Source organism: Nonomuraea sp. NPDC049655 (assembly GCF_044465465.1).
Taxonomy (GTDB): domain Bacteria; phylum Actinomycetota; class Actinomycetes; order Streptosporangiales; family Streptosporangiaceae; genus Nonomuraea.
This window is the reverse complement of the sequence record NZ_JBITLS010000009.1, coordinates 78,644-102,660: the sequence shown is the minus strand read 5'-3', so window position 1 is coordinate 102,660 and position 24,017 is coordinate 78,644. Positions and strand designations below refer to the sequence as shown.

At 71.7% G+C, this 24,017-nt stretch carries 20 protein-coding genes; 9 read left to right on the top strand and 11 right to left on the bottom strand.

Annotation, left to right across the window (positions count from 1 at the left end):
• Nucleotides 1-4: 4 nt before the first annotated feature.
• The 5 genes from ACIBQ6_RS28075 to ACIBQ6_RS28055 all read right to left on the bottom strand — a co-directional run bounded on the left by ACIBQ6_RS28075 (nucleotide 5) and on the right by ACIBQ6_RS28055 (nucleotide 6,363).
• Nucleotides 5-862, bottom strand: a complete 858-nt coding sequence (locus ACIBQ6_RS28075) for a carbohydrate ABC transporter permease (protein WP_397215487.1) — start codon at nucleotides 860-862, stop codon at nucleotides 5-7.
• 9 nt (nucleotides 863-871) lie between these two features.
• A complete protein-coding gene (locus ACIBQ6_RS28070; protein WP_397215485.1) occupies nucleotides 872-1,822 on the bottom strand; it encodes a carbohydrate ABC transporter permease in 951 nt (316 codons plus the stop codon).
• Nucleotides 1,804-3,051, bottom strand: coding sequence for an ABC transporter substrate-binding protein (locus ACIBQ6_RS28065; protein WP_397215483.1), 1,248 nt, complete (start codon nucleotides 3,049-3,051; stop codon nucleotides 1,804-1,806). Before ACIBQ6_RS28065 ends, ACIBQ6_RS28070 begins: the two co-directional genes overlap by 19 nt.
• 227 nt (nucleotides 3,052-3,278) lie before the next feature.
• Complete coding sequence (locus ACIBQ6_RS28060; RefSeq protein WP_397215481.1) at nucleotides 3,279-5,111, bottom strand: heparinase II/III family protein; 1,833 nt, start codon at nucleotides 5,109-5,111, stop codon at nucleotides 3,279-3,281.
• Nucleotides 5,101-6,363: an alpha-L-fucosidase gene (locus ACIBQ6_RS28055; RefSeq protein WP_397215479.1), complete on the bottom strand. Its 1,263-nt coding sequence runs from the start codon at nucleotides 6,361-6,363 to the stop codon at nucleotides 5,101-5,103. Before ACIBQ6_RS28055 ends, ACIBQ6_RS28060 begins: the two co-directional genes overlap by 11 nt.
• Nucleotides 6,364-6,458: 95 nt before the next feature.
• On the opposite strand from ACIBQ6_RS28055, the gene ACIBQ6_RS28050 reads away from it, so the two are divergent.
• Entirely contained in the window at nucleotides 6,459-7,259 is an 801-nt protein-coding gene (locus ACIBQ6_RS28050) for a hypothetical protein (RefSeq protein ID WP_397215477.1), read from the top strand.
• 44 nt (nucleotides 7,260-7,303) lie between these two features.
• Here ACIBQ6_RS28050 and ACIBQ6_RS28045 read toward each other — a convergent pair whose 3' ends face one another.
• Together ACIBQ6_RS28045 and ACIBQ6_RS28040 are read right to left on the bottom strand one after the other, a co-directional pair.
• A complete protein-coding gene (locus ACIBQ6_RS28045) occupies nucleotides 7,304-8,212 on the bottom strand; it encodes an aldo/keto reductase (RefSeq protein WP_397215475.1) in 909 nt (302 codons plus the stop codon).
• Entirely contained in the window at nucleotides 8,209-10,110 is a 1,902-nt protein-coding gene (locus tag ACIBQ6_RS28040; RefSeq protein ID WP_397215473.1) for a hypothetical protein, read from the bottom strand. Before ACIBQ6_RS28040 ends, ACIBQ6_RS28045 begins: the two co-directional genes overlap by 4 nt.
• Before the next feature lie 147 nt (nucleotides 10,111-10,257).
• Between ACIBQ6_RS28040 and ACIBQ6_RS28035 the strand changes: the two genes are divergently transcribed.
• The 4 genes from ACIBQ6_RS28035 (at nucleotide 10,258) to ACIBQ6_RS28020 (ending at nucleotide 13,837) form a co-directional block, all read left to right on the top strand.
• Complete coding sequence (locus ACIBQ6_RS28035; protein ID WP_397215471.1) at nucleotides 10,258-11,115, top strand: amidohydrolase family protein; 858 nt, start codon at nucleotides 10,258-10,260, stop codon at nucleotides 11,113-11,115.
• 25 nt (nucleotides 11,116-11,140) lie between these two features.
• A complete protein-coding gene (locus ACIBQ6_RS28030; protein WP_358295247.1) occupies nucleotides 11,141-12,136 on the top strand; it encodes an acetylxylan esterase in 996 nt (331 codons plus the stop codon).
• Nucleotides 12,137-12,192: 56 nt separating this feature from the next.
• Nucleotides 12,193-12,921 (top strand): GntR family transcriptional regulator, encoded by a 729-nt coding sequence (locus ACIBQ6_RS28025; protein WP_352323582.1) that lies wholly within the window; start codon nucleotides 12,193-12,195, stop codon nucleotides 12,919-12,921.
• Nucleotides 12,922-12,991: 70 nt separating this feature from the next.
• Nucleotides 12,992-13,837 (top strand): SAM-dependent methyltransferase, encoded by an 846-nt coding sequence (locus tag ACIBQ6_RS28020; RefSeq protein WP_397215468.1) that lies wholly within the window; start codon nucleotides 12,992-12,994, stop codon nucleotides 13,835-13,837.
• On the opposite strand, the gene murJ is transcribed toward ACIBQ6_RS28020, so the two are convergent.
• Entirely contained in the window at nucleotides 13,827-15,425 is a 1,599-nt protein-coding gene (gene murJ / locus ACIBQ6_RS28015) for a murein biosynthesis integral membrane protein MurJ (protein WP_397215466.1), read from the bottom strand. The genes ACIBQ6_RS28020 and murJ overlap by 11 nt on opposite strands.
• A 91-nt stretch (nucleotides 15,426-15,516) precedes the next feature.
• Entirely contained in the window at nucleotides 15,517-17,286 is a 1,770-nt protein-coding gene (locus tag ACIBQ6_RS28010; protein WP_397215464.1) for a right-handed parallel beta-helix repeat-containing protein, read from the bottom strand.
• Between ACIBQ6_RS28010 and ACIBQ6_RS28005 the strand changes: the two genes are divergently transcribed.
• The 3 genes from ACIBQ6_RS28005 to ACIBQ6_RS27995 all read left to right on the top strand — a co-directional run bounded on the left by ACIBQ6_RS28005 (nucleotide 17,264) and on the right by ACIBQ6_RS27995 (nucleotide 19,249).
• Nucleotides 17,264-17,623, top strand: a complete 360-nt coding sequence (locus ACIBQ6_RS28005) for a hypothetical protein (protein WP_397215462.1) — start codon at nucleotides 17,264-17,266, stop codon at nucleotides 17,621-17,623. The genes ACIBQ6_RS28010 and ACIBQ6_RS28005 overlap by 23 nt on opposite strands.
• Before the next feature lie 136 nt (nucleotides 17,624-17,759).
• Nucleotides 17,760-18,236, top strand: coding sequence for a hypothetical protein (locus tag ACIBQ6_RS28000; RefSeq protein ID WP_397215460.1), 477 nt, complete (start codon nucleotides 17,760-17,762; stop codon nucleotides 18,234-18,236).
• A 5-nt stretch (nucleotides 18,237-18,241) separates the two neighbouring features.
• On the top strand, nucleotides 18,242-19,249 hold the full coding sequence (locus tag ACIBQ6_RS27995) for an RNA polymerase subunit sigma-70 (RefSeq protein WP_397215458.1): 1,008 nt from the start codon (nucleotides 18,242-18,244) through the stop codon (nucleotides 19,247-19,249).
• A 66-nt stretch (nucleotides 19,250-19,315) separates the two neighbouring features.
• Here ACIBQ6_RS27995 and ACIBQ6_RS27990 read toward each other — a convergent pair whose 3' ends face one another.
• Complete coding sequence (locus tag ACIBQ6_RS27990) at nucleotides 19,316-19,900, bottom strand: dihydrofolate reductase family protein (RefSeq protein ID WP_358295225.1); 585 nt, start codon at nucleotides 19,898-19,900, stop codon at nucleotides 19,316-19,318.
• 71 nt (nucleotides 19,901-19,971) lie between these two features.
• Entirely contained in the window at nucleotides 19,972-20,544 is a 573-nt protein-coding gene (locus ACIBQ6_RS27985; RefSeq protein ID WP_397215456.1) for a hypothetical protein, read from the bottom strand.
• Between the two features lie 96 nt (nucleotides 20,545-20,640).
• Between ACIBQ6_RS27985 and ACIBQ6_RS27980 the strand changes: the two genes are divergently transcribed.
• Entirely contained in the window at nucleotides 20,641-23,934 is a 3,294-nt protein-coding gene (locus ACIBQ6_RS27980) for a WD40 repeat domain-containing serine/threonine protein kinase (protein WP_397215454.1), read from the top strand.
• Nucleotides 23,935-24,017 lie beyond the last annotated feature (83 nt).

Here is a 24,017-nt window from a genome sequence, read left to right as displayed (position 1 = left end):
CCGTTCAGCCCTTGACCGCGCCGACCGTGAGGCCGCTGATGATGTGGCGCTGCATGTAGACGAAGAAGATGACGACCGGTGCCACCGCCAGCAGCAGGTTGGGGAACACCCGCGTCAGGTCGGTCGAGTACTGGCTGATCCCGGCGTAGATGGCGGTCGTCACCGTGTACCGGCCGGAGCCGGGGCTGAGCAGGATCTGCGGGCTGACGAAGTCGTTCCAGATCCCGATCGAGTTGAGGATCAGCACGGTGACCACCGCGGGCCGCATCAGCGGGAAGATGATCGTCCAGAACGTGCGCAGCCGCCCCGCGCCGTCGATCATCGCCGCCTGGTCGATGGAGGCCGGGATGGTACGGATGAAGCCGACGAACAGGAAGATGCTCACCGGAAGGGTCGAGGCCACGTCGTGGGCCACGAGGCCGGCCACGGTGTTGGCCAGGCCGACCGAGCGCAGCACGTAGATCACCGGGATCACCAGCGCGGCGCCCGGGATGAAGGTGCCCGCGAGGAAGTACAGCAGCAGCAGCTGGGAGCGGCGGCTGAGGCTGCGCGCGATCGCGTACGCCGCGGGGCCGGCCAGCAGGATGCACAGGACGTCCACGACGACGACGAGGAACAGCGTGAAGCCGTAGCTGCGGATCACGTTGTACTGGGGGCTGTCGACGGCGTTGGCGAGGGAGTCGAAGGTGAGGTCGCCGAACGGGAGGGAGAAGGGGTTGCCGAGGATGTCGTCCTGGGACTTGAAGCTGTTGACCACGAGCAGGTAGACCGGCACGGTCATGGCCACCAGGAGCAGCGCCAGCATGACCGGGCGCACGAAGGAGCGGCGCCTGCCGTGGCCGGCTTGCGTTTGTTCGATCATCACCGTCCCCTAACTCGTCGTGGCGCGGTCTTGCCGGTTGCGCGCGGCGGTCACCAGCAGGGCGAGGCCGGCGCACACGACCATGAGGAAGACGGCCTGCGCGTTGGCGTAACCGACCTTCGTCCCTTCGAAGGACCTGGCCAGGATGAGGAACGAGTACGTCTGCGTGGCGCCCGCGGGCCCGCCGTTGGTGAGGCTCACGACCAGGTCGTAGGTCTTGATCAGGCCGATGAGGTTCAGCACGGTGGCCACGGTCACCACCGGGGAGATCATCGGGATCACCACGCGCAGGTTGGCCTGGCGCCGGGTCGCGCCGTCGATCGCCGCGGCCTCCAGCAGTTCGGCGGGGACCGTCTGGAGCGCGGCGACGAACAGCACGACGTTGAACCCGAAGCCGGCCCACACGATCACCGCGATGAGCGAGACCAGGGCGAGGTTCTCCTCGAAGAGGAAGCCGACGGGCCCGACGCCGAAGTGCCGCAGCGTGCTGTTGACGGCGCCGTTCGTGCCGAGGATCGCGGCCCAGAGGAAGCCGAGGATCAGCGCGCTGATCACGTGCGGGTAGTAGGCGAGCGTGCGGAAGAACGAGTTCGTCCGCGAGCGCTCCTTGAGCAGCAGCGCGTACGCCAGGCCGCCGCCGATCATGAGCAGGGTGCCGGTGACGGCGACGAGGGCGGTCACGTACCAGGCGCTGGTCGAGCTCGGGTCGTCGAACAGGTGCAGGTAGTTCTCGAAGCCGACGAACACCGCGTCGGAGAAGCCGTTCCAGTCCGTCAGGCTGAGGTAGACCGCCACGCCCACCGGGACGACGGTCATCACCGTGTAGACCAGCACGGACGGCGCCACGAGCCCGAAGGTCACCGCCTTGGCCCGGTACCTGGCCGGCAGCCACTCGCGGCGCGGGCGCCGCGGCTCGGACGCCTGCCGCTCCGGCCGCCGGGTCAGCTCTGCGAGTTCCACCACTTGTCCAAACCGGCGGCGACCTGCTCGGCCGTGGCGCCCGTGTACAGCTTCTGCACCTGCGTGTTGAGCTCGGCCGGATAGCCCTCGACCGGCTGGCGCTCGCCCGACTTGACCAGCACGGACGGCGCCTCCTCAAGGATCTTCTGGACCTGCGTGCCGAGGCTGGACATCTTGTAGGTGAAGCCCTTGCGCAGGTTGCCGTCGGCGGCGAGCTGGCTCTCGATCGCGGCCGGGTCGGTGACCAGCCACTTCACGAAGTCGATCGCGGCGGCCTTGTGCTTGGAGGCGTTGACGACCACGTACGGGCTGGCGATGTTGCCGTACTGGCCGGTGGGGTGGGAGCCGTCGGTCGGCATGGAGAAGACGCCGATCTCGTCGCTCTTCTTCGCCGCGTCGGCGGCCGGGACGAAGAAGGAGCCCATGACGTACATCGCGGACTTGCCGTCGAGGAAGGACGTCTGCCCGTCGGCGTAGGTCAGGCCGAGCGCGCTCTTGTCGAGGTAGCCCTGGTCGATCCAGCTCCGGAAGCGCTGGAGGTACTTCAGGTAGTCGCCGGTGGCGAAGGAGACCTGGTTCTGCTTGCGCTTGACCGTCCAGTCGGGGTCGGCGGTGAGCACGCCGGAGTCGGCGATCAGGGAGAACTGCGCTCCCGGCACCCACTGCCCGGCGCTCTGCAGCGGCGTGTAGCCGGCGCTCTTCAGCTTGGCCATGGCGTCCTGGAACTGGTCGAGCGTCTTGATGGCGGTGGCGTCGAGACCGGCCTTGGCGAAGGCGGCCTTGTTGTAGAAGACCAGCGACTGGATCTGCTGGCCGACGCCGACCAGGTAGCGCTTGCCGTCCACGGCGTACTGGTCGGCCAGCGGGGTCTGGCCGGTCCACGCCTCGCCGGTGAGGTCGGCGAACAGGGCGGCGTTCTCCTTGGTCGGGGTGATCTGCTGGGCGATGTCCGGCGGGTCGCCGGCGGCGAGGTCCTGGGTGAGCTTGGCGGTCGCCGAGACGGTCCCGGTGAGCTCCAGGTTGACCTTCACCCCCGGGTGGCTCTGCTCGTACTTCGCGAACAGTCCCTTCCAGTACTGCTCGGTCAGGTTCGGGCTGATGTTGACGATGATCCGCAGAGTCGTGGCGCCGGCCTGCGCCGGGTCCTCGCCGCCGCAGGCGGTGGCCGCGGCCACCACGGTGGTGGCGGCGACCGCGACCGCGCACGCCCGGCGCAACTGTGTTCCCATATCCGCTGCACGCTCCAATTGCATAGTCATGACCGGTGGAAGGTCGGGGGTGGACTGGCCGTCTTCGGGAGCCGCCCGCCCGGGGGCCACCTGAGTGAGGGGGTCGGGCTGCGCGGGCCGGCGTGGCGGACGGCGTGACGGCTCGACACGATCGACGCGGCGACATCGACCACCATCAACGTCCATCGCCTATCGATAGGTGATGTTATGTGGCATACCTAACTTGTTCAAGAGTCATTTCGTGCGTGCCGGCGAAAGCTCACGGCGAACCGGCCGCCGCTCCCCGGGCCGGTGACGGCCAGCGTCAGCCGGGTCAGCCGGCAGCCCCAGCTGCGCGCGAGGCGCGGGTCGTCGATGTCCCGGTGCTCGACGGACGCGGCGCCGACGGCGGGATCCCAGCGCAGTTCGAGCGGCGGTCCCCCGTCCGCCGTGACGACCGCCCGGCCCGGCCCGCACTCGACCTCGCCGGCGAGAACGTGCCGGAACAGCACGGTCCGCGGGCCCGCGGCCCATTCGTCCTCCACGGTGACGTACGGCTCCGGGCCGTCGCGCACCAGCCGGACGACGCGCTCCCAGCGGGTGAGCAGGCCCGCCGGATAGGCGGCGCTCAGGTCCGCCCGCAGGACGGCCTGGCCCTCGTCGAACCGGACGGCGACGTCCCGCGCGCCGTGCTCCGGCCCCGGGAGCTGCCCGTGCCCCGGTTCGGGCACGTTGTGCCAGGCGCTCTGGAACGGCCACTCCTCGTAGCGGCGCGGGCCGAACGTCGCGGCGGTGTAGGTCGGCTGGCCGACGTCCACGACCATCGGACGTCCGTCGAGCGCCACCCAGTAGGAGCCGACGTCGAGGTGGTTGTGGTGCTCGCCGTTGTGGCCGGCCTTCGCCGCCACGGTCAGCCCGTCCGCGCTCCCGGCCCGCTCGCGCGCGACCATGACCTGGATGCGCGGCAGCCAGCACTCGCGGGCCAGCCAGGGCGAGCCGTCCGGCGTCCCGCCGGCCGCGACCGCCCGGCGCCAACGCCGGTCGGCCAGCGCGGTCATGGCGCGCCCGAGCCCGGCCCTGGGCTGGACGACGCCGCCGGACGCGCGTGCGGCGGCCACCGCGTACGCCACGGTCTCCGGTCGCCCCAGGCGCTCGCCCCAGCGGAAGAGCACCTGCCACGGCCGCTCGCCGGTGAGCCGGGCCGGAGCGTCGCCGGTGTTGACGTACCAGTCCGCGCCGAGGTGCATGCGCGGCGGGTAGGCGAGCAGGGCAGGCAGCACCGGCGGGCCGGGGTCGTCCAGCAGGTCCAGCGCCTCCAGCAGCCGGCACGCCCCCTGCCACCAGTACGCGATGCCCTCGTCGATCCCGCCGTCGTCGGGCAGCCCGGTGACGTAGTGGTCCAGCCCCTCGGCGACCAGGCGTACCAGGCGCTCGCGCCGCCGGACGTCGTCGCAGAGCAGCAGCGCGGCCGCCAGGACGGCCCCGTGGATCCAGGGGTTCCAGTTGTTCGCCCGGCCGCCGCGGCCGATCCAGTGCCAGTCGCGCACCCGCTCGAACGGGGTGAGCACCCGCCGGTCGGCCTCGCGGCGCAACCTGCGGCGCAGCCCCGGCGCCCTGACGTCCAGATGCGGGCCCAGCGCGTGGTCGGCCCAGGCGAACAGCGCCGCGATCTCGGCCGCGCCCAGGTCGAGGAAGGGGTCGTCGGGATCGGGCACGACCTCGCCCCGGGCCGCGGCCCCGCGATCGTGCGGCGCCCAGCACCACGTGCTCGTCTCGGCGAGCGCCATCAGCCCGTCCACGACGGCGTCCAGGTGCGGGCACGCTCCGGGGGGCGCGGTCGCGGGGGCCACCTCGCCGGTGAGCACGGCGGCCAGGGCGAGGACGTCCACGCGTTCGCGCAGCCGCCGCGCCTTGTCCTCGTGGACGGCCCGCGCCCCGTCGCGGAACGTCCGGGCCCAGTCGTCCGGGGACAGGCGCGGGGCCGGCCGGGCCAGCTCTTCGGCCGCGGCGGCCAGGACGGCGTCGCGGGCCTCGGCGGGCACCGCGTCCCACACCGGCCGCGCGGTGACGTCAGGAACCATCGTCGTCGCGCAGCACGAGCTCGACGACCGGCAGCGGCACGTCCGGCGCGGCGACGGGCAGGGTCAGCGTGAGCGTGCCCGGCGGCTGGCCCGGCAGGGCGAGGTTGTTGTGCTCGTGCAGGTCTCCGTCCGCCTGGTGGAAGCGCACCTCGGAGCCGTCGTGGAGGAACTGCGCGTAGCGCACGCGCCCGGCGAGGCCGGGCAGATGGACGTGCTTGAGCGGCCAGGACAGCAGGTGCAGGTAGAGGCGGCCGGCCCGCTGGGTGTAGAGGGCGTTGGGCGGCGGGGTGAACGCGCTCGGCCCAGCCCCGTGCACGGCCCTGGCGTGCAGGGACATCCACTCCCCGATCGCGCCCAGCGTGTGCCGGGCTCGCGGGTCGAGCGCGCCCCGGCCGGTGGGCCCGACGTTGAGCAGCAGGTTGCCGGCGCACGCGACGGACTGGACGAGCATCCGGATCAGCAGCGCCGGGTCCTTGTAGTCGTGGTTGTCGCGGTCGTAGCCCCAGGAGCCGTTGAGCGTGTGGCACGCCTCCCACCTGACCTGGACGCCGTCGCGGGTGAGCGGCCGGTCGGGCTGGTACTGCTCGGGCGTCACGTAGTCGCCGGGGATGCCGAGGCGGTCGTTCACCACGATCTGCGGGTTCAGGGCGCGCGCGGTCGCCATCAGCTCCTCCGCGCCCCAGTCGGCGGGCCCCTTCGCCGGGTAGGTGAAGTCGAAGAAGAGCAGGTCGATCGGGCCGTACCCGGTCAGCAGCTCGCGTATCTGCCCGTTCATGTACGCCCGGTAGCGGGCCATGTCGCGCGTGGCGTTCGCGTCCGGCGGCGCGCTGTCGCGCAGCGGGTGGTACTGGTCGATGGTGAAGTCGGGGTGACGCCAGTCGAGCAGCGAGTAGTAGAGCCCCACGCGCAGCCCCTCGGCCCGCATGGCCGCGGCGAACTCGGCGACCAGGTCCCGGCCCGTCGCGCGGGCGCTGGTGTAGCCGGTGAGCTCGGAGTCGAACAGGCAGAACCCGTCGTGGTGCTTGGCGGTCAGCACCGCGTAGCGCATCCCGGCGGCGCGGGCGTTCCTGGCGAGCTCGGCCGCGTCGAACAGGTCGGGGTCGAACTGTTCCAGGTAGCGGTCGTAGTCCTCGTCGGACATCTTCTCCCGGCTGCGCACCCACTCGTGCCGGGCGGCGAGGCTGTAGAGCCCGAAGTGGACGAACATCCCGAACCGCGCTTCCTCGAACCACTCCGTCGGCCCCGCCGGCATCCCGGTCTCCTCTCACGGTTGACAGCCCTCATCGGTCGGCAGTTACATCTACCATCGATAGGCGATAATTGTCGATGTGTTGGGATGAGGCAGAAATGACCACGAACGGGCATGTCGGGGCACCGGAGACGGGCGTCTACGAGACGATGCTGGGACCGGCGCACTCCTCGCCCTTCGTCCGGCCCGGCGCGGGCCTGGTGGACGCCCTCGCGGACGTGAGCGCCGCCACCGCGTGCGCCAAGCTCCACCAGATGGGCATCACCCGCACCTTCATCGACGGCCCCGTCCCCCTGCACCGGGAGCCGGGCGTACGGATCACCGGCGGCGCGGTGACCCTGCAGTTCCTGCCCCAGCGCGAGGACGTCTTCTCCGGCACCGGACAGGAGGACGCCGAACGCAAGACCGCGCTGTGGGCGGTGCTGGAATCCATCCGGCCCGGCGACGTGCTGGTCGTCTCCGCGCAGGCCAGCCACTTCACCGGCTGCCTCGGCGACATGCTCGTCCGCTACTTCAAGCTGCGCGGCGGAGCCGGCATCGTCGTGGACGGGCGGGTGCGCGACGCCGAGCGGGTGCGCGCGCTCGGCGTGCCGATCTGGTGCACGGGCGTGACGCCGCACTACGCCTCGCAGGCCGAGCTGTTCCCCTCGGCCTTCAACGTCCCGGTCGGGGTGGGCGGCACGCTGGTGACGCCCGGCGACCTGATCGTCGCCGACGAGGACGGAGCGGTGGTCGTCCCGCAGCGCAGCGCCCTGGCCGTGGCCGAGGACGCCCTCCTGCACCAGGACCGCGAGGAGTTCGCCCGCCGCCGCCTGGACGAGGGCGGCCGGCTGTCGGACTACTACCCGCTGACCGGAGCCGGCCTCGCCGAGTACCTGGCCGCTCGCGAGAACGACTGAGAAACGGGGGCGGGGCGGCGAACCCGCCCCGCCGGGGTCTTCCTCTATCCGTCCAGCAGCTCGGGAGGGACGAAGCCCTCCTCGGCGAGCCGGCGCCACAGCTCCGGCGGGATGTCCGTACGCCAGGCGGCCGCGTTCCCCTTCACCTCGGCCGCCGACCGGCAGCCCACCACGACCGACCGCACGGCGGGATGGAGGAAGGGGAACTGGACGGCCGCCGCGGCGAGCGGCACCCCGAACTCCGCGCAGACGGCGCGGCAGCGCTCGGCCCGCGCCAGCACGCCGCCCGGCACCGGCCGGTAGTCGAACATGGCCTCCGGACGCGGATCGGCGAGCAGCCCGGTGTTGAAGACGCCGCCCACGACCACCGCCGTGCCGGTCTTCAGGCACAGCGGCAGCAGGGTCGTCAGCGCGTCGTGGTCGAGCAGCGAGAAACGCCCGGCGATGAGGACGACGTCCACGTCGAACTCGGCCACGTACGCGGCCAGCGGTTCGCTGTGGTTCATGCCGAAGCCGACGGCCCCGGCCAGCCCCTCCTCCCGCAGCCTGCGCACGGCCGGGTAGGCGGTACGGCGCACGTCCTCGGGGAAGTCGTCGGGGTCGTGCAGGTACAGGATGTCGACGGAGGGCCGCCGGAGCCGTTCCAGGCTGGACTCCAGCGACTGGCGGATGCCGCGTTCCGTCCAGTCGGTGACCACCTTCTGCCCGGGGCGCAGCAGCCAGCCCGCCTTGGTGGAGATCACCGGCTCGGCGGCCCCGCCACCGGTCGCGAGCGCGCGGCCGAGCCGTTCCTCGGCGACCCCGTGGCCGTAGCGGGGCGCGGTGTCGAAGTAGGTGACGCCCTCCTGGACGGCGGCGGCCACCGTGGCGGCCGCGTCCTGCTCGGAGACGTCCTGGAACAGGTTGCCGATGGGGGCGGTGCCGAGGCCCAGCCGCGGCAGCTCGGCCCTCACCGCCGCACCTGCATCGGCGGAGCCTCGTAGGTGGCTGTCCCGCCGCGCAGCGTCATCGTCAGGGTGAGCCGCACGTGCGTCGAGCCCGGCAGCCGCACGTGGACATGCGGCCCCCCGACGGGAGTGGGCGGCTCGTCGTCGGCGCGGACCTCGTGGATGACGTGCTCGGCGAACGTGCCCGCCTGCACCACGAGCGAGCGCGGCGCCTGGCCGAGGTTGGCCAGCTCGACCACGGTGTGCTCGGCGTCGATGCTCGTGACCAGCGCGGCGACGTCGGCGGGCAGGCCCGGACGGCGCTCCTCGGCGTCGAAGTACCGCAGGTGCATCTGCGCCAGCGCGCCGTTGTAGAGCACCTGCGGCGATCCGGTGGTCAGCTGCAGCAGCGCCTCCGTGACGACCGGGTTGCGGTCCTGCCAGTCGTGGATGCCGAACGCGTCGGGGCCGACGGCGGGGTCCACCGGGTCGGCCGCGATGGACTCCAGCCGCTGGGCGCAGGTGTCGATGGCGCTGCGCAGCATCCGCTCGGGGAAGCCGGGGTTGCGGCCGGCGAGGTACTCGTACCAGGGCTCCTCGTGCCCGGACTCCTCCTTGGTGCGCTGGGTGTGCACCGCCGTCCAGTCCCAGCTCGCCTCCTCGCGGAGCCGGTCGACGCGCTCCCGGTCGGCGGCGGCCCGGCTGAACTGCCACAACGCCACGGGCAGCTGGGTCGGCATGATGTTGTGGTCGAACCACCCGGAGTCGTCGCGGCGCATGGGCGCCATGAGGGTCGGCTCGTGCTCCAGCCCGCGCAGGTGGGGCCGCCAGCGCTTGGTGATGGTGGAGACGTCGGCGGGGCGGCGCCGTTCGGCCCGGCCGAGCACGACGTCCAGCGGGTTCCTGGCCAGGTCCAGGTAGGAGGCGTCGCCCGTCAGCAACGTCGCGTTGGACGCGCCGACGATCGCCGCCGTCCCGACGGGTGGCAGGCCGTGGGGCCAGGACCAGCCGTAGTGGCCGCCGTACCAGCGGCCGTCCAGGTGCTCGCCGACCACGCCGTGCAGGCCGGCGTTGTCGGGGACGACGTCGCGGCCGTCCAGCCGCCGCCGCCAGGCGTCGACGTACTCCACCACCCAGTCGGCGTGGCGGGACTCGCCGCCGAGCAGGTAGGCGTTGGTGACGAGGCTGGTCGCGCAGAGGTTGACGATCGTGTCGCCGCGGCCCATGCGCTCCCACATCACGCGGCCGTACGCGCGGGCCCGCGCCGGATCGGCGGCCAGGTCGTCGAAGGGCGCGGCCTCGGCGATCCAGTCGAGGGGCAGCCCGTAGGGGCGCAGGGCCAGGCTCCACGGGAAGTACACGTCGTGGTCGCTGAAACCCCAGCGGGGGCCGGCGGCGCCGTTGTGCGGCGCGCGGATGATCTGGTGCTCGGGGTCGTAGTTGGGGGCGCCGGGCAGGTAGAGGTCGGCGAAGCGCCCGGCCAGCTCCCTGAGCTCGCCGTCGCCGGGCGCGGCGAGGCAGAGCCCGTAGAACAGCAGCATGCCCTCGCCCTGGTGGAACCAGTCGTAGCCGCGTTCGAACTCGTCGACCAGCATGCCCATCCCGGTCAGCTGGGCGGTGACGCCCCGCCAGTGCCGTCGCGCCGCCGCCAGGACGTCCGCGCTGCCGCCGAGCAGGTACAACGTCGGCCAGTTGAAGAACGCCTCGTAGAAGTCGTCGACGCCGTCGCGGCCGTCGAGCCCCTCCCCCAGCCTGTCGCGGAAGACCAGCCGGCCGTCGTCCTCGGTGTAGCGGTCGGCGAAGATCCGCCACGCCTTGTCCTGGACGGCGAACAGCTCCCGCTCCAACACGGCCCACCGCGGCGGGGTCGTCAGTCCGCGGGAGGCCCGCACCTCCGGCACGCGCGAGGCGTCGAAGGCCGTCACCGCCTGCCACCCCGCTCCGCCGCGCCGCCGGGACGTCTTGCTGCCATGCGCATGAGAACACCTGTAATCGCTGATCGATAGCCGATGACTAGAATCATCATGAGCGCGGATCAACGTGTCAATACTGGCCGAACATACGGAGCACAGGTGATCGACTGCCACGCCCACCTCTGGGACCTCGACGGCGGCTATCCGTGGATCACGCCGGAGTCACCCCACCACCGGTCGTTCACGGCGGGCGACCTGGCCGCGGCGGGCGACGGCCTCGGGCTGACCGGGACGATCCTGGTCGAGGCGTCCAGGGGCGACCGCGGCGAGACCGGGCGGCTGCGCGACCTGCGCCTGCGTCACCCGGGCCTGATCGCCGGGCACGTCGGCAACCTCAACGTCCACGCCGGGATCGAGCCGTCCCGGTTCCGGGACCTCATGGACGAGGCCCGCCCCAACGGGATGCGGCTCGGCGGCCCCTCGTGGGCGGCCACGCCCGCCTCGGCCCGCGCGCTCGTCCCCGTGCTGGCCGAGCTCGGGGTGGCGCTCGAACTCAACCTGCACGCCGCCGCCGTCGGCGTCGCGGCCGAGGTCGCCGCGCGGCACCCGGAGCTGACCGTGGTCGTCGACCACCTCGGCAACCCTCCGAACCTGCTGGCGGCCGACCCGGGCGAGTGGCGCGAGCACGTGCGGCGGGCGGCCCGCACCCCGAACGTGATCATGAAGATCTCCGGACTGCTCACCCAGCAGCACGGCGTGCCGCCGGAACGGGTGGCCGCACTGGTCGCCCACGTGGTCGAGGCGTTCGGTGCGGGCCGGTGCGTCGTCGGGTCCGACTGGCCGATCTGCCTGCCCCGGGGGTCCCGTGCCGAGTCGTTGCGGCTCGCCACGCTCGGGCTCGCCGGGCTGACGGCCGCGGAGCGCGAACGGGTGCTGCGCACGACCGCCGAACGCGCGTACCGCCTGGCACCCCCGGTTGACAACGCTCCGGAGCCCCTGCTTCGATGCGACAGTTGATCGATAAGCGATGATTGGTTAATCGATGGCCCATTTCGACCTGCCCCAGGACCAGCTCGAACGGTACCTGCCGACCCTGCCGGAACCGGCGGACTTCGATGCGTTCTGGGCGAAGACGCTCGCCGGGACCAGCGGCATCGACCTCGCCATGACGGCCGAGCCGGCGCCGAACGGGCTGGCCACGATCGACACCTTCGACGTCACGTTCGCGGGCTACGGCGGCCACCCCGTCAAGGGCTGGTTGCACCTGCCGGTGACCAGGACCGGCCCCCTGCCCGCCGTCGTGGAGTACCTCGGTTACGGCAGCGGCCGCGGGGTGGCCCACGAGAAGCGGCTCTGGGCGTGCGCCGGTTACGCGCACTTCGTCATGGACACCCGCGGCCAGGGCGCCGAGACGCCCGACCCCGATCCCGCGACCGGCGACGTCGCGGCCCCCGGTTTCCTGACCCGCGGCGTGCTCGACCCCGAGCGGTACTACTACCGCCGCCTGTACACCGACGCCGTGCGGGCCGTCGCGGCGGTGCGCACGCATCCGGAGGTGGACGCGTCCAGGATCGCGGTGACCGGGACCAGCCAGGGCGGCGGGATCGCCCTGGCCGTGGCCGGGCTCGTCCCCGATCTCGTGGCCGTCATGCCGGACGTGCCGTTCCTGTGCCACTTCGGGCGGGCGACGACCTTCACCGACCAGCCGCCGTACGTGGAGTTCACCCGGTTCGTGAAGCTGCACCGGGAACACGCCGAGACGGCGATGCGCACCCTGTCGTACTTCGACGGCGCGACGCTCGCCCGCCGGGCCAACGCGCCGACGCTCTTCTCCGTCGGCCTCATGGACCGCATCTGCCCGCCCTCGACGGTGTACGCGGCCTTCAACCACTACGGCGCGCTCCACGACCTGCCCGAGGCGCGCAAGCGGATCAGCGTCTACCCGTTCAACGACCACGAGGGCGGCGGCCCGGCGCACGAGGCCGTCAAGCTCGCCTGGCTGGCGGACCGGCTGCAATCGATACCTGCTAACCGATGATCGCGTATCATGACAGCGGGGATCGGGGACGCGCGAGATCGCATGATGAGGACTTCATGGCATCGACACGGCAAGCCAACAGTGACTTCGCCTCCAGACTGGCCACGAGCAAAGACTCGGTCCGTCCCACCTTGATCTCCGATCGGGTGTACGAGCTGCTCCGCCAGGCCATCGTCGAGGGCGACCTCGCGCCGAACGAGCGCGTGGTGGAGTCGGAGATCGCACGCCGTCTGGGCGTGAGTCAAGCGCCGGTTCGCGAGGCCGTCAAGCAGCTGGCCCGCGAGGGGCTGCTCGTGCACGTGCCACGCCGCGGCAACTTCGTCGTCGAGATCTCCACCGAGCACGCCGAGTACGCCCGCCAGGTGCGCGAGCCGCTCGAACGCCTGGCCGCCCAGCTCGCCGCCGGGCACGTCACCGACGACCAGCTCCGCGAGCTGGAGGACCTGGTCGAGCAGATGCACCAGGCCGTGGCGATGAACGACGTCGGCAAGTTCCGCGACATCGACATCGCCTTCCACACCAGGGTCAGCCAGATCGCGGGGAACCCGTTCCTGACCCGGATGTGGGAGGTCCTCGAACCGAGCCTGCGCGCGCTGCGCGCCATCGCCGACCCGCTCTTCGACGGCGACTGGCACGCGATGGCCGACGAGCACGGCCGCCTGGTCTCGCTGCTGCGCGACGGCGACCCCGCCAAGGCGGCCGAGGCGTTCGCCGACCATTCCGCGGGCCGCTCCCCCGTCCCCGACCGCCGCGCCCGCAAGAAGAGCAAGCCCTCGTCTCGCTGAGCCCAGGATGTTGTTGTTCCAGGTGGGATTCGCCGGATTCCACCCCCTGAATCCCGCTAACGTGGGGCACATGGCAGTTGATCAACGCGGAGGTGCGGGGGTGGCCGGCGACAGGCGGACGGGGGTCGATCTCAGGACGAACGTGCCGCACTCGGCGCGGGTCTACGACTACCTCCTGGGGGGCAAGGACAACTTCGCGGCCGACCGCACGGCGGCCGAGGAGGTCATCAAGATCGCCCCCTACATGCCGACGTCCGTACGCGCCAACCGCGACTTCATGGTCAGGGTGACCCGCCACCTGGCGGCCGAGCGCGGCGTCGACCAGTTCATCGACATCGGCACCGGGCTGCCCACCTCGCCCAATCTGCACGAGGTGGCCCAGCAGGCCGACCCCGCCGCCCGGGTCGTCTACGTGGACAACGACCCGCTCGTCCTCGTCCACGCCCGCGCCCTGCTCACCAGCAGCCCGGAGGGCAGAACCCGCTACATCCAGGCCGACCTGAACGACCCGGACGCCATCATCGGCTCGGCCGAGGTCCGCGACACCTTCGACTTCACCCGTCCCGTCGCGCTGTGCCTGATCGCCGTGGTGCACTTCATCCCCGACGACTCCGACGTGCGCTCGATCATCGAGCACCTGATGAAGCCGCTGCCGCCGGGCAGCTTTCTGGCCCTGTCCACCATCACGCTGGACAGCGCGCCGAGCCGGCTGGTGAGCGAGGCCGTCGCCCAGTACAACCGGCGCGGCATCATGTCCAAGGCCCGTACCAGGGCGCAGATCGAGGAGTTCTTCACCGGGTTCGAGCTCATCGAGCCGGGTGTGGTGCCGGTGCACCGGTGGCGGCCCGACGACCGGGCGCTGCTCGTGGAGGACTCCATGGTCTCGATGTACGGCGGCCTCGCCGTCAAGGCCTGACCGGCCACCGGAGGGCGGCGGTGAGGGCTCTGAACTCGGTGATGCGCAGGACCCGCGCGGCCAGGGCGTAGAGGGCGGCGCCGATCGCGGCCGCGGTGCAGAGGGTGACGAGCGAGCCAGTCCAGTCCGTCCCGAGCCTGGCGCCGAGGACGCGGTTGACGACGGCCGCGGCCAGACCCGCGACGATCGCCGCGGCGAGCATCCGGGTGTGGGTGCCGAGAAGGCGGTGCCCGTCGACTCTGCCGATCCGGCGGCGCAGCATCTGGGCCGTGAGGAGCATCCCCGCGGTGTAGGCGACGGCGGAGCAGGCGGCGAGGGCGATGACCACGTTCGGTCCTGGCGCGAGTCGTGCGGCGGTCAGGCCGGCGGCGACGGTGACGGCGGAGACGCCGACGCTCAGCAGAGCCGGGGTGCGGGTGTCGCCGAGCGCGTAGAAGACCCGCACCATGATCTGGTAGCCGGCGAACGGGACGAGGGCGAGGCCGTGGACGGCGAGCACCGAGCCCGTGAGGCGGGCGGCGGCGGGCGAGGCGTTGCCGTGGGCGAACAGCACGGTCGTCAGCTGCGGGCCGAGCACGATCAGCGCCGCGGCGACGGGAACCAGGACCACGCCGGTGAGCCGCAGACTCCGGGACAGGTCGGCGGTCACCCGGGCGAGGTCACGATCGGCCGCCGCCCGGCTCATCCTGGGCAGGACCGCGGTGATGACGGTGACCGCGATGACCGCGTAGGGCAGCTGGAACAGGGTGTAGGCGTTGGAGTGGACGGCGACGGCGCCGGGCCCGGCCTGCGAGGCGATCCGGGTGATCACGAGGAAGACGGCCTGGGCCGCGGCCACGGACGCGATGGTCCATCCGGCCAGGGCGACGATGCGCCGGACGCCGATGCCCCGCGGGTCGGCGCGCAGCCGCAGCCGGAACCCGGTTCGCCGGCTGACCACGACGAGGACCGTCATCTGGGCGGCGACCCCCGCGCTGGTGCCGATCGACAGCAGCAGCACCTGGACGCCGGTCAGCGACTCCAGCTTCCCGGTGCCGCCGATCAGCAGGAAGACCGAGGCGGTGGCGATGACGACAAGGTTGTTGGCCACCGGCGCCCACATGGGCGAGACGAAGCGGCTGCGCGCGTTGAGGATCGCGGCCAGGGTCGCGCTCACTCCGTAGAACAGGATCTGGGGCATGAAGTACCGGGTGAACACGACCGCCAGATGCCGCTGGTCAGGGCTGAACCCCGGAACGTAGAGGTCCACGACGAACGGCGCGGCGACGATCGTCACGATCACCACGGCTCCGAGGCCGTACACCACCAGCGACAGCAGCCGCTGGGCGAACAGGTCGTCGTCGATGTCGCGGTCGGCGGCCGTGCGGACCAGCAGCGGAACGAGCACGCCGGCCAGCGCGCCGCCGAAGACGAGCTCGTAGACGGTGTTGGGGGTGACGTTCGCCGCGGTGTAGGCGTCCAGCAGCTTGGTTCCCAGCCCGAGCGCGGCGACCAGCGCCAGCGTGCGGACGAAGCCGGTGGCCCTTGAGACGAAGGTGGCGATCGCCATCGCCCGTCCCGTCCGCATGAGCCTGGGTTGATCAGGCATGAGTGATCTCCTCCGTCTGCGTTTCGGTGCCGGAACGACGGCGTCGGGACGAGGCCCCCCACCGGAGGGGCCTCGGTGTTCTTCATGCCTACTACGTTTGCGCGGCCCGCATCGCCACGTCGTCGATCCGGAACGCGGACCCGGTGGGGGCGCTCCAGACGAAGGTCCAGTCGACGCGGGTCGCGCCCGCCGGCGCGGTGAACGTGCCGGCCGCCTCGGTCCAGGCCGTCTTCCGGGGCAGCGGGACGGGGTCGGTGCGCAACACCGCGCCGTCCTCGTCGCGCCAGCGCACGTTCCAGGTGACGGTGGGCATCGTGGCCGCGGCCTCCCGGTGCCACAGCGACACGCGGTAGCTCTTGCCGGCGATCACCCCGCTGTATCCGGGGTACTTGTCGAGCGCCACCGCGCTGCCCGACCCCTCGGTGCTGGTCAGCTGCAGCGAGCCCGTGCCGCCGTGCGCGTCGCCGGTCTGGTGCGCCAGGCTGGATCCGTACCACGCGGAGTAGGGCGCCGTCGAGACGTCCTCGAAGGTCTGCTCGGTGATCGGCGGCACCTCGGGCGCCTTGCCGTCGAACGTGCTGCCGGCGTCCTGGCCGTACTGGGGGCCGACCCACTCCGCGGCCGTGACGCGTCTGCCCATGTCGTAGATCCTGAACTGCCACGGCCCCGTGTAGGTGTTGTCGTGCCAGGAGTTGTTCGACTGGAAGACGATCGACTTCTCGATCTTCTCCCCCAGGTACGGGGACCACTCCGGGTGCGCCGTGCCCCAGTTGGACAGCAGGCTCATCTGCCCGCAGTACTGCGTCGAGCAGCCGCCGTCGACGGCACCGGGGTCGAAGGAGAAGGTGTTGTGGTGGATGTCGAGGTTCTTCGTCCACCAGCGGCAGTCGGTGTAGAGCGGCTCGTCCTTGATGGCCGGCGGCGCGCACTTCGAGGTGTTGGCCGGCCCGACGATCAGCGTGCAGTCGCTGGTGGTCGAGGCCGCGCTGCCGCAGAACCGGTCGGCGTTCGCCCACGCGGTGATGCCGCCCCAGTTGTTCTCCAGCAGGTTGCCGGTGACCTCGATCTTGCCGGTCCGCGCCGGGATGCGCGGCTCACCGTCCGCCTCGGACAGGTAGATCGCCGCGTCGGGGAACGAGTCGCCCTTCGCCGCCCGCTCGGCACCCGCCTTCCAGGTGTTGCGGCGGAGGGTGTTGTTCCGGATCACCGCGTTGTAGCTGATCTCGTAGAAGATCCCGATCGACTCGTTGTCCTCGATGAGGTTGTTCTCAATAAGGAAGTCGTTGTTGTTGGTGTCCGCCCAGATCCCCGGGCCGTGGTTGTGGTGCACCCAGTTGCCGGTCACGTCGGCGCCGTTCACCGCCCAGAACTTCAGGCCGCCGGTGCATCCGCACCCTTGGCCCTGGTGCTCCCAGTCGTCGGTGTTGTTGCCGGTGACCTCGTTGTCCGCCACCACCAGGCCGGTGATGTGGTCGCCGTGCTGGGACGCGTTCAGGCCGAGCTGGCCGTTGTCCTTGATGCAGTTGCCGCGGATCTGGTTCCTGGCCCCGGCCATCAGCGCCGCGCCGGAGTTGTCGCGGAACGTGTTGTGCTCCAGGATCCAGTCGTCGGCGGCGCTGTGGTTGACCACGGCCTCTTCCTGCGGCGCGACGAACCCGGTGACGGTCAGGTACCGGATGGTGACGCCGGTCGCCGTGTCGCCGAACGCGTACTGGTTCACGCCCTTCCCGTCCAGCACCGCGCCGGGCGCGCCGATGAACGTCGCGTTCTCACCGGGCAGGATCTGGGCGTATTGGGCTTGTTCCAGCGTGTGCGTGCCGGTTTCGAAGTAGTACGTGGTGTTCGCCTTGCGTAAATTCACGCCGCTGTTGTCGCCCGCGGGCACCACCTCCGCGCCGGCGGGCGGGGTGGTGGGGCCGTTCAGCGACGCGCTTCCGCAGACCGCGGCCTTCGCCGTCGCCGTGGCTGTTCTGGTTGCCGTCGTCGCCGTCGTCGCCGTCGTCGCCGTCGTCGCCGTCGTCGCCGTCGTCGCCGTCTTGGTCGCCGGATCGCCGGCGTCGCCACTCGCCGGCGTCGCGCCGCCCATGACGACAGCGGCGAGCGCCACCAACGCCATTGGCCACGTTCTTCTCATTCATCTTCTCCTCGGGTTTCGGCCAGCCTTTACTGCCATTGACTGCTGGCCGTCGTCACTGTAGCCCGCGTCCGCTCACAAGATCGAAGCTTGGACAAATTGGACAAATTACTGCTCAATCGCCCCCCACTCGACCGCTCCCCAGAACGCGAACACGCCCCCGCCTCCGCAGGCCCACGCGCAGGGTGAGCAAGGATCCCGTGCAGGCGGTGAAGGCCGTGCTGGCGGCCGGACACGGCATGCGTTTCACCGAGACGACCACCCTGTCAGGTGGCGCCGGCGAACGAGCCGAACGCCGGCGCAAGGACAATCACCGGCTGCACCTCTGGCACACCGAATTGCTCGGCCATGACGAGCAACTCGTCAACCCGGCCGAGCCCGCGACCCTGGCCGCCCTGCTGAAGAACGGACGGCTGAGCGGGGAAACCGTCACCGGCGCGATCACCTTCAAGCAGCTTGGGCGGGACGACCACCGAACTGTGCATCGAGGGCGACTGCCACTGGCGCCTTCCGGACTGGCACCGAGGCACTGGCGCTTCTGGACGTCCTCGGAGCCGGATACGTCAAGGCGAGCGGGCCTCCCTGACGAGCGGCCCGGTGTCAGCGGGTGCACCGCTCAGAAATGCTCCGCCACATCGTCAGTACTGGCAGCCCCTCGCCACCCGCGGAAGGATTGACGACCATGACCGACGCCAGACCGGCAGACGACGACGAAGCCACGTTCATCGCGGTGGCCCGCTCGCATGACGCGGCACGGTTCGCGCTCATCACGGAGCCCTACCGGCGTGAGCTCCAGGTGCACTGCTACCGGATGCTCGCGAACTACGACGACGCCCAGGACATGACGCAGGAGACGTTCCTGCGGGCGTGGCACAAGCGGGAGTCGTTCAAGGGCCACGCCGCGCTGCGGACCTGGCTGTACCGGATCGCGACGAACGCCTGCCTCGACTTCCTGGACAAGCGCAACGACCGCACACCCGTGCCGGCCGAGCTGCCGGGCGCCGGCTCGGAAGTGCGCCACCTGCAGCCCTACCCGGACCGGATGCTCCCGGAGGATCCGCAGGAATCGGTGGTGGCGCGGGAGACGATCGAGCTGGCGTTCATCGTCGCCGTCCAGCACCTGCCGCCGCGGCAGCGAGCGGTGTTCATCTTGCGCGACGTCCTCGGCTGGCCGGCCTCGAAGGCCGCCGGCGCCCTGGAGCTGACCGTCGCATCGGTGACCAGCGCACTGCAGCGGGCCCGCGTGACGATGCGCGAGCAGCTGCCCGGCCGCCGCCTCGACTGGCGGAGCCCTGCCACGCACGAGCTGTCGCGTGACGAGCGCGGCGTGGTGAAGTCGTACATGGACGCCCATGAACGCAACGACCTCGACGGGCTGACGGCCCTGCTCCGCGACGACCTGCGCTTCACGATGCTGCCCGACCCCGGCACCCTGATCGTCACGGCCGAGGACGCGGTGGACGGCTGGGTCTCCCACGGGCTCTTCCAGCGCGGCTACGACGACTGGCGCTGCATCGCCACGACGGTCAACCTCATGCCCGCCGCCGCGCTGTACCTCCGCACCGCCGACGGCCCGGAACACCGTCTGTTCACCATCGCGGTCCTGCGCATCGCCGACGGGAGGATCGCCGAGCTGACCGGGTTCGACGCCACCGACAAACCATGGCTGAGCCTGCCCGCGACGCTGTGATCGGACAGGGCCGGCGCACGGGCCGGCGTCACCGTCCTCCTCGTCCTCAGCGCGTCGGCCCTGTGCTCATCGCCGCGTCTCGTATCGGGTCAGCACCACGCCGCCCGGAAAGGTGCGCGTCTCGACCAGGTTCAGCTTCACCCAGCCGTCCAGCGCGGTGAAGAACGGCGTGCCGCCGCCCACCAGGACGGGATGGGTGACGATCGCGTACTCGTCGATCAGCCCGGCCCGCATGGCCGCCGCGGCGAGCGTCGCGCCGGCGATGTCCATCGGGCCGCCGTCCTCGGCCTTGAGCCTGGTGATCTCGGTGACCGCGTCGCCGGTGACCAGGCGGGTGTTCCAGTCGACCTTGTCGATCGTCGACGAGAACACCGCCTTCGGCATGTCCCGCCACAGGCGCGCGAACGCGATCTCCGCAGGGGTGGCGTCGGGCCGCTGGTCGCCGGTCGGCCAGTGGGAGCTCATCGCCTCCCACAGCTTGCGGCCGTACAGCGTCAGCTCGCTCGCCCGCATCTGGTCGTACCACCACTGGAACAGCTCGGCGCTCGGCGACGAGTCCGGCCCCTCCCCCGCACTCCAGCCGATGTCGTCGCCGGGCGCGGCGATGTAGCCGTCCAGGGTCACGTTCATGCCGAAGATCAGTTTCCGCATCGTGCCGGCCTTCCGTGAGTCGATGTCACGTGTGTACAGACGGACGCGGCGCGGAAACCTAATCGGCAGGATCAGAGCCGGATGCCCTTGATGATCTTCGTCAGCCCCGGCACGAGAGGCGGGGTCGCCATCACGGTGACGACGACCCCGGGGCGCTCGACCCAGCCCGAGTACACACCGGCACCCAGCGCGCCGTCACCCCCCTGGCGAAGCACCTCGCGATCGCCGATCTTCGTGGTGGTCGTGTCACCGGAGAAGGTCCCGATGTGGAACGGCGCGTTCTTGAGCTGCGCCACCGAGGTCGCCTTCGGCCAGCACACCACCCTGACCCACAGCGACCGGTGCCGGCGGCTCATGTCGTCGCGGTCGTCCGACCACTGGTAGCTGTACTCGACCATGCCGTCGTGCTTGTTGACGAGGACCTGCCCGTAGGTGAAGCCCTTCGGGATGTGGTCGACGCGGACCCCCTTCATCGCCGCCGCGCCTCGCGCGGGCTTGTCCACCTTCGCGGCCGACGAGCGCCGCACGTCCGCCTTGGAGGGGGCGGGACAGCTGGGACGCTCCGCCGCCTGCGCGGGGAGGGCCACGAGAGCTGCGGCGACGGGGAGCACGGCCAGGGCGGCAAGGTTCTGAATCTTGTGCATGTCAGGGTTGGATGCGTCCGGATCAAGAAGGGTTCGGCACTGTTTTCACGGCATTTTGGGCGGAACTTCATCCGTGATGAGCGCATCAAACCCAGCGTGTTGATCGAAGGAGACCCTCAGCGGCTCGGCCGCTACTGGCTGGCGGGGCGGCTCGGCGCCGGCGGCCAGGGCGTGGTGTACGAGGCCTACGCCGAGGACGGACGCCGGGTGGCGATCAAGGTGCTGCACGGCGATCAGGCGGCCCAGCTCGGCCGGGAGGCGGCGGCCGCCCAGCGGGTGGCCTCGTTCTGCACCGCGCCGATCATCGAGGCCAGGCTGGAGGGCCCGCGCCCCTACATCGTCAGCGAGTACGTGGAGGGCCCGAGCCTGCGCACGGCGGGCCGGATCTTCGCGGGCGACGACCTGCACCGCCTGGCCACCGCCATCGCGACGGCGCTGACCGCCATCCACGACGCCGGGGTGATCCACCGCGACCTCAAGCCCGACAACGTGCTGCTGGGCCCGGACGGCCCCCGCGTGATCGACTTCGGCATCGCCAGGACCGCCGAGATGTCGCTCACCGCGACCGGCGTGGTGAGCGGCACGCCCACCTACATGGCCCCTGAGGTGTTCATCGGCCAGCGTGCGGACGCCTCGGCGGACGTGTTCGCCTGGGGAGGCGTCATCGTCTTCGCCGCCACCGGCCGTGATCCGTTCCACGCCGAGAACCTGGGAAGCATCATGCACCAGGTGTTGTCGGCCACCCCCGACCTGTCCGCGCTGCCCAGGACGCTGCGCCGGCTGGTCGCCTCGGCGCTGTCCAAGGAGCCGGCCCAGCGGCCGACCGCCCGCGAGCTGCTGCTGGCGCTGGTCAGCGGCGACGGCGCCCTCGACACGGCCCGCCTGCTGGCCCAGGGCGGCCGGCGGGCCGCCGGGATCGGCGCGCAGGGGCACGATCCCGCGCTCGGCACGCTGGCCGAGCAGGCGTACACGATGCTCGATCCGGCCGAGCGCGAGCTGGTCCCCGAGGTGTTCCTGCGGCTGGTGACGGTGGACGAGGCGGGCGAGCTGTCGGCCCGGCACGCCGAGCTGGCCGAGCTCGTGGAGGGGCGGGCGCCGCGCGAGGCGGCCGCCGTGCGGCGGATCCTGGCCGTGTTCGGCTACCTCCTGGCCGACCAGGACGGTGGCGTGCGGCTGGCCAGGCCGGCCCTGCCCCATGCCTGGCCGCGGTACCGCCGGTGGATCGAGTCCAACCTCGACGGCCTGGCCGTACACCGGCAGATCCTCACCGCGGCGCGCCGCTGGGAGGCGGCGGGACGCCGGGACGGCGACCTGTTCCAGGGGAGCAACCTGGAGAACGCGATGCAGTGGGCGGCCACCGCCCGCCGCGACATCACCCTGTCGCCCACCGAACGCGACTTCCTGGCCGCGGCGGCCACCCTGGCCAGGCACAGGGCCAGGCGCGCCCGGCTGACCTCGCTGAGCCTGGGCGGGCTGCTGGTGATCGCGCTGGTGGCCGGCGGGCTGGCCGTGCAGCAGAGCGCGGTGGCCGACGACCGGGCCGAGCAGATCGCCGGGCAGCTGACCAGATCGGAGGCGGCCAGGCTGGCGGCGGCGGCCACGACCCGCCGGAGCGACCCGCGCCAGGCGATGCTGGCGAGCCTCGCGGCCTGGCGACTGGACCACACGCCGGCCACCAGAGCGGCCCTGGTGGCCTCGCTGGCGCAACGCGAGACGGCGATGTTCGGCGACCCGTCCACCGCGGGCGACACGGTACGGACGCTCGGCGCCGACGGCCGCACGCTGATCAGCGCCGACTCCACCACGACCCGCGTCTGGGACGTGCGGAACGGCCGCCTCCTGCGGACGCTCGCCACCCGGGCGGCCGAGCCGCTGGACAGCGTGACGCTGAGCCCGTCGGGCAAGGTGCTGGTGACCGTGACGGCCAGTCGCGCCACCGCGGTGAACCTCGCCAGTGGCAGGCCGATCAGCGACCACGCCTTCCCCACTGCCAAGGACTTCACGAGCGAGTGGGTCGACGTGACGTTCGAGCGGGACGACTCCGTCCTGCTCCAGGAGGCTGACCGGCGTACCCGCTGGGACCTGCGAACCGGCGCCGCCAAGGCGCTCGGGCCCGCCCCGGCGGGCACGTTCAGCCGGGACGGGGTCTGGCGGGCCGCACAGCGCGGTCGCCTGCTGGAGCTGACCAACCTGAGGACCGGGGCGAAGGACGTCATCGGCGACAAGGACGGCGCCGGCACCCAGGGAACCTGGAACGGCGGCGCGGCCGTGTTCGGCCCTGGCCTCATCGCGACGGCGGGACCGCGGTCCATCCAGTTCTGGCGCAGGTCGGACACGCAGTTGCTCACCTCGGTCCAGGTACGTGGGGGCGAGGGGGCGGTGCAGGGGGCCTTCGACGGAAGCACCTTCCGCTACCTGCTGGGCGACCAGGTCTTCTCGGTGGACGTGGCCGACCTGAGCGTCGAGAACGACGATCACCTCGTGGGCATGGCGGCGCTGAGCGGCGACGGGCGCCTCGTGGTCCGCGACGGCGAGCTGTCCGCCGTCGGCGGGCGGAAGATCGGCGCGTTGCCGGAGGCGGAGAACGCGGTGTTCAGCCCGGATGCCCGTTTCGTCGCCATGTACGGGCCCGAGGTGCGGATCGTGGACACCGCCTCGGCCGCCGTCCAGGGCACGCTGCGCACGTCCGCCGCGCAGGCGGCCTTCTCCCCCGACGGCGCCAGGCTGGCCGTGGTCACCGAGCAGGGCGGGGTCGAGCTGTGGGACCGGCGGACCAGGCGGCGGGTGTGGTCGGCCAAGGCGGGCGCGGCGACGTACGCGGCCTTCTCCGCCGACGGGCGGACGCTGGTGGTGGCGGGCGACCGGGTGCACCTGCTGGAGACGGCCGGCGGCAAGGCCATGGCGCCGGCGTTCGGCGGCGGCGGCAGGGACGCCGAGGGGGTGCGCGCGTATTTCACCCGCTCCGGCAGGGCGGTCGTGGTGCTCGACGCGCGGCGTCGGATGACGGTCTGGGACGTGGCCACGCGCCGCAGGCTCGCCACCGCGCGCGGCTTCGACGTCCCCGCCGCCTACTCGCCGCGCGAGGACCTGCTGGCCAGCCTCCAGGTGGGCGGCAGGGTGCGGCTCGTCGACGTGATGTCGGGCACGGACCTGGGCACGCTGCTCGACGAGGGCGGCGGTCAGGACCCGGAGATCGGGCAGCCGCTCGACGTGGCGTTCACCGCCGACGGGTCGGCGGTGCTGACCGTGGACGGCAACGGCCTCGTCAGGCGGCACGCCGTGGGCGGGGAGGCGGTGGCGGCGGCGGTGTGCGCGAAGGCGGGCGGGCTGAGCGCGGCCCAGTGGCGGGTGATCGTACACGCGCTGCCGTACAGAAAGGCGTGTCCCTAGCCGGCGGCCGGCTCGAAGGGGAAGTCCGCCCTACCTGAATGGGGGAACCCCGGTTCTGAGGCGAGCCGTTGATCGTCACGACT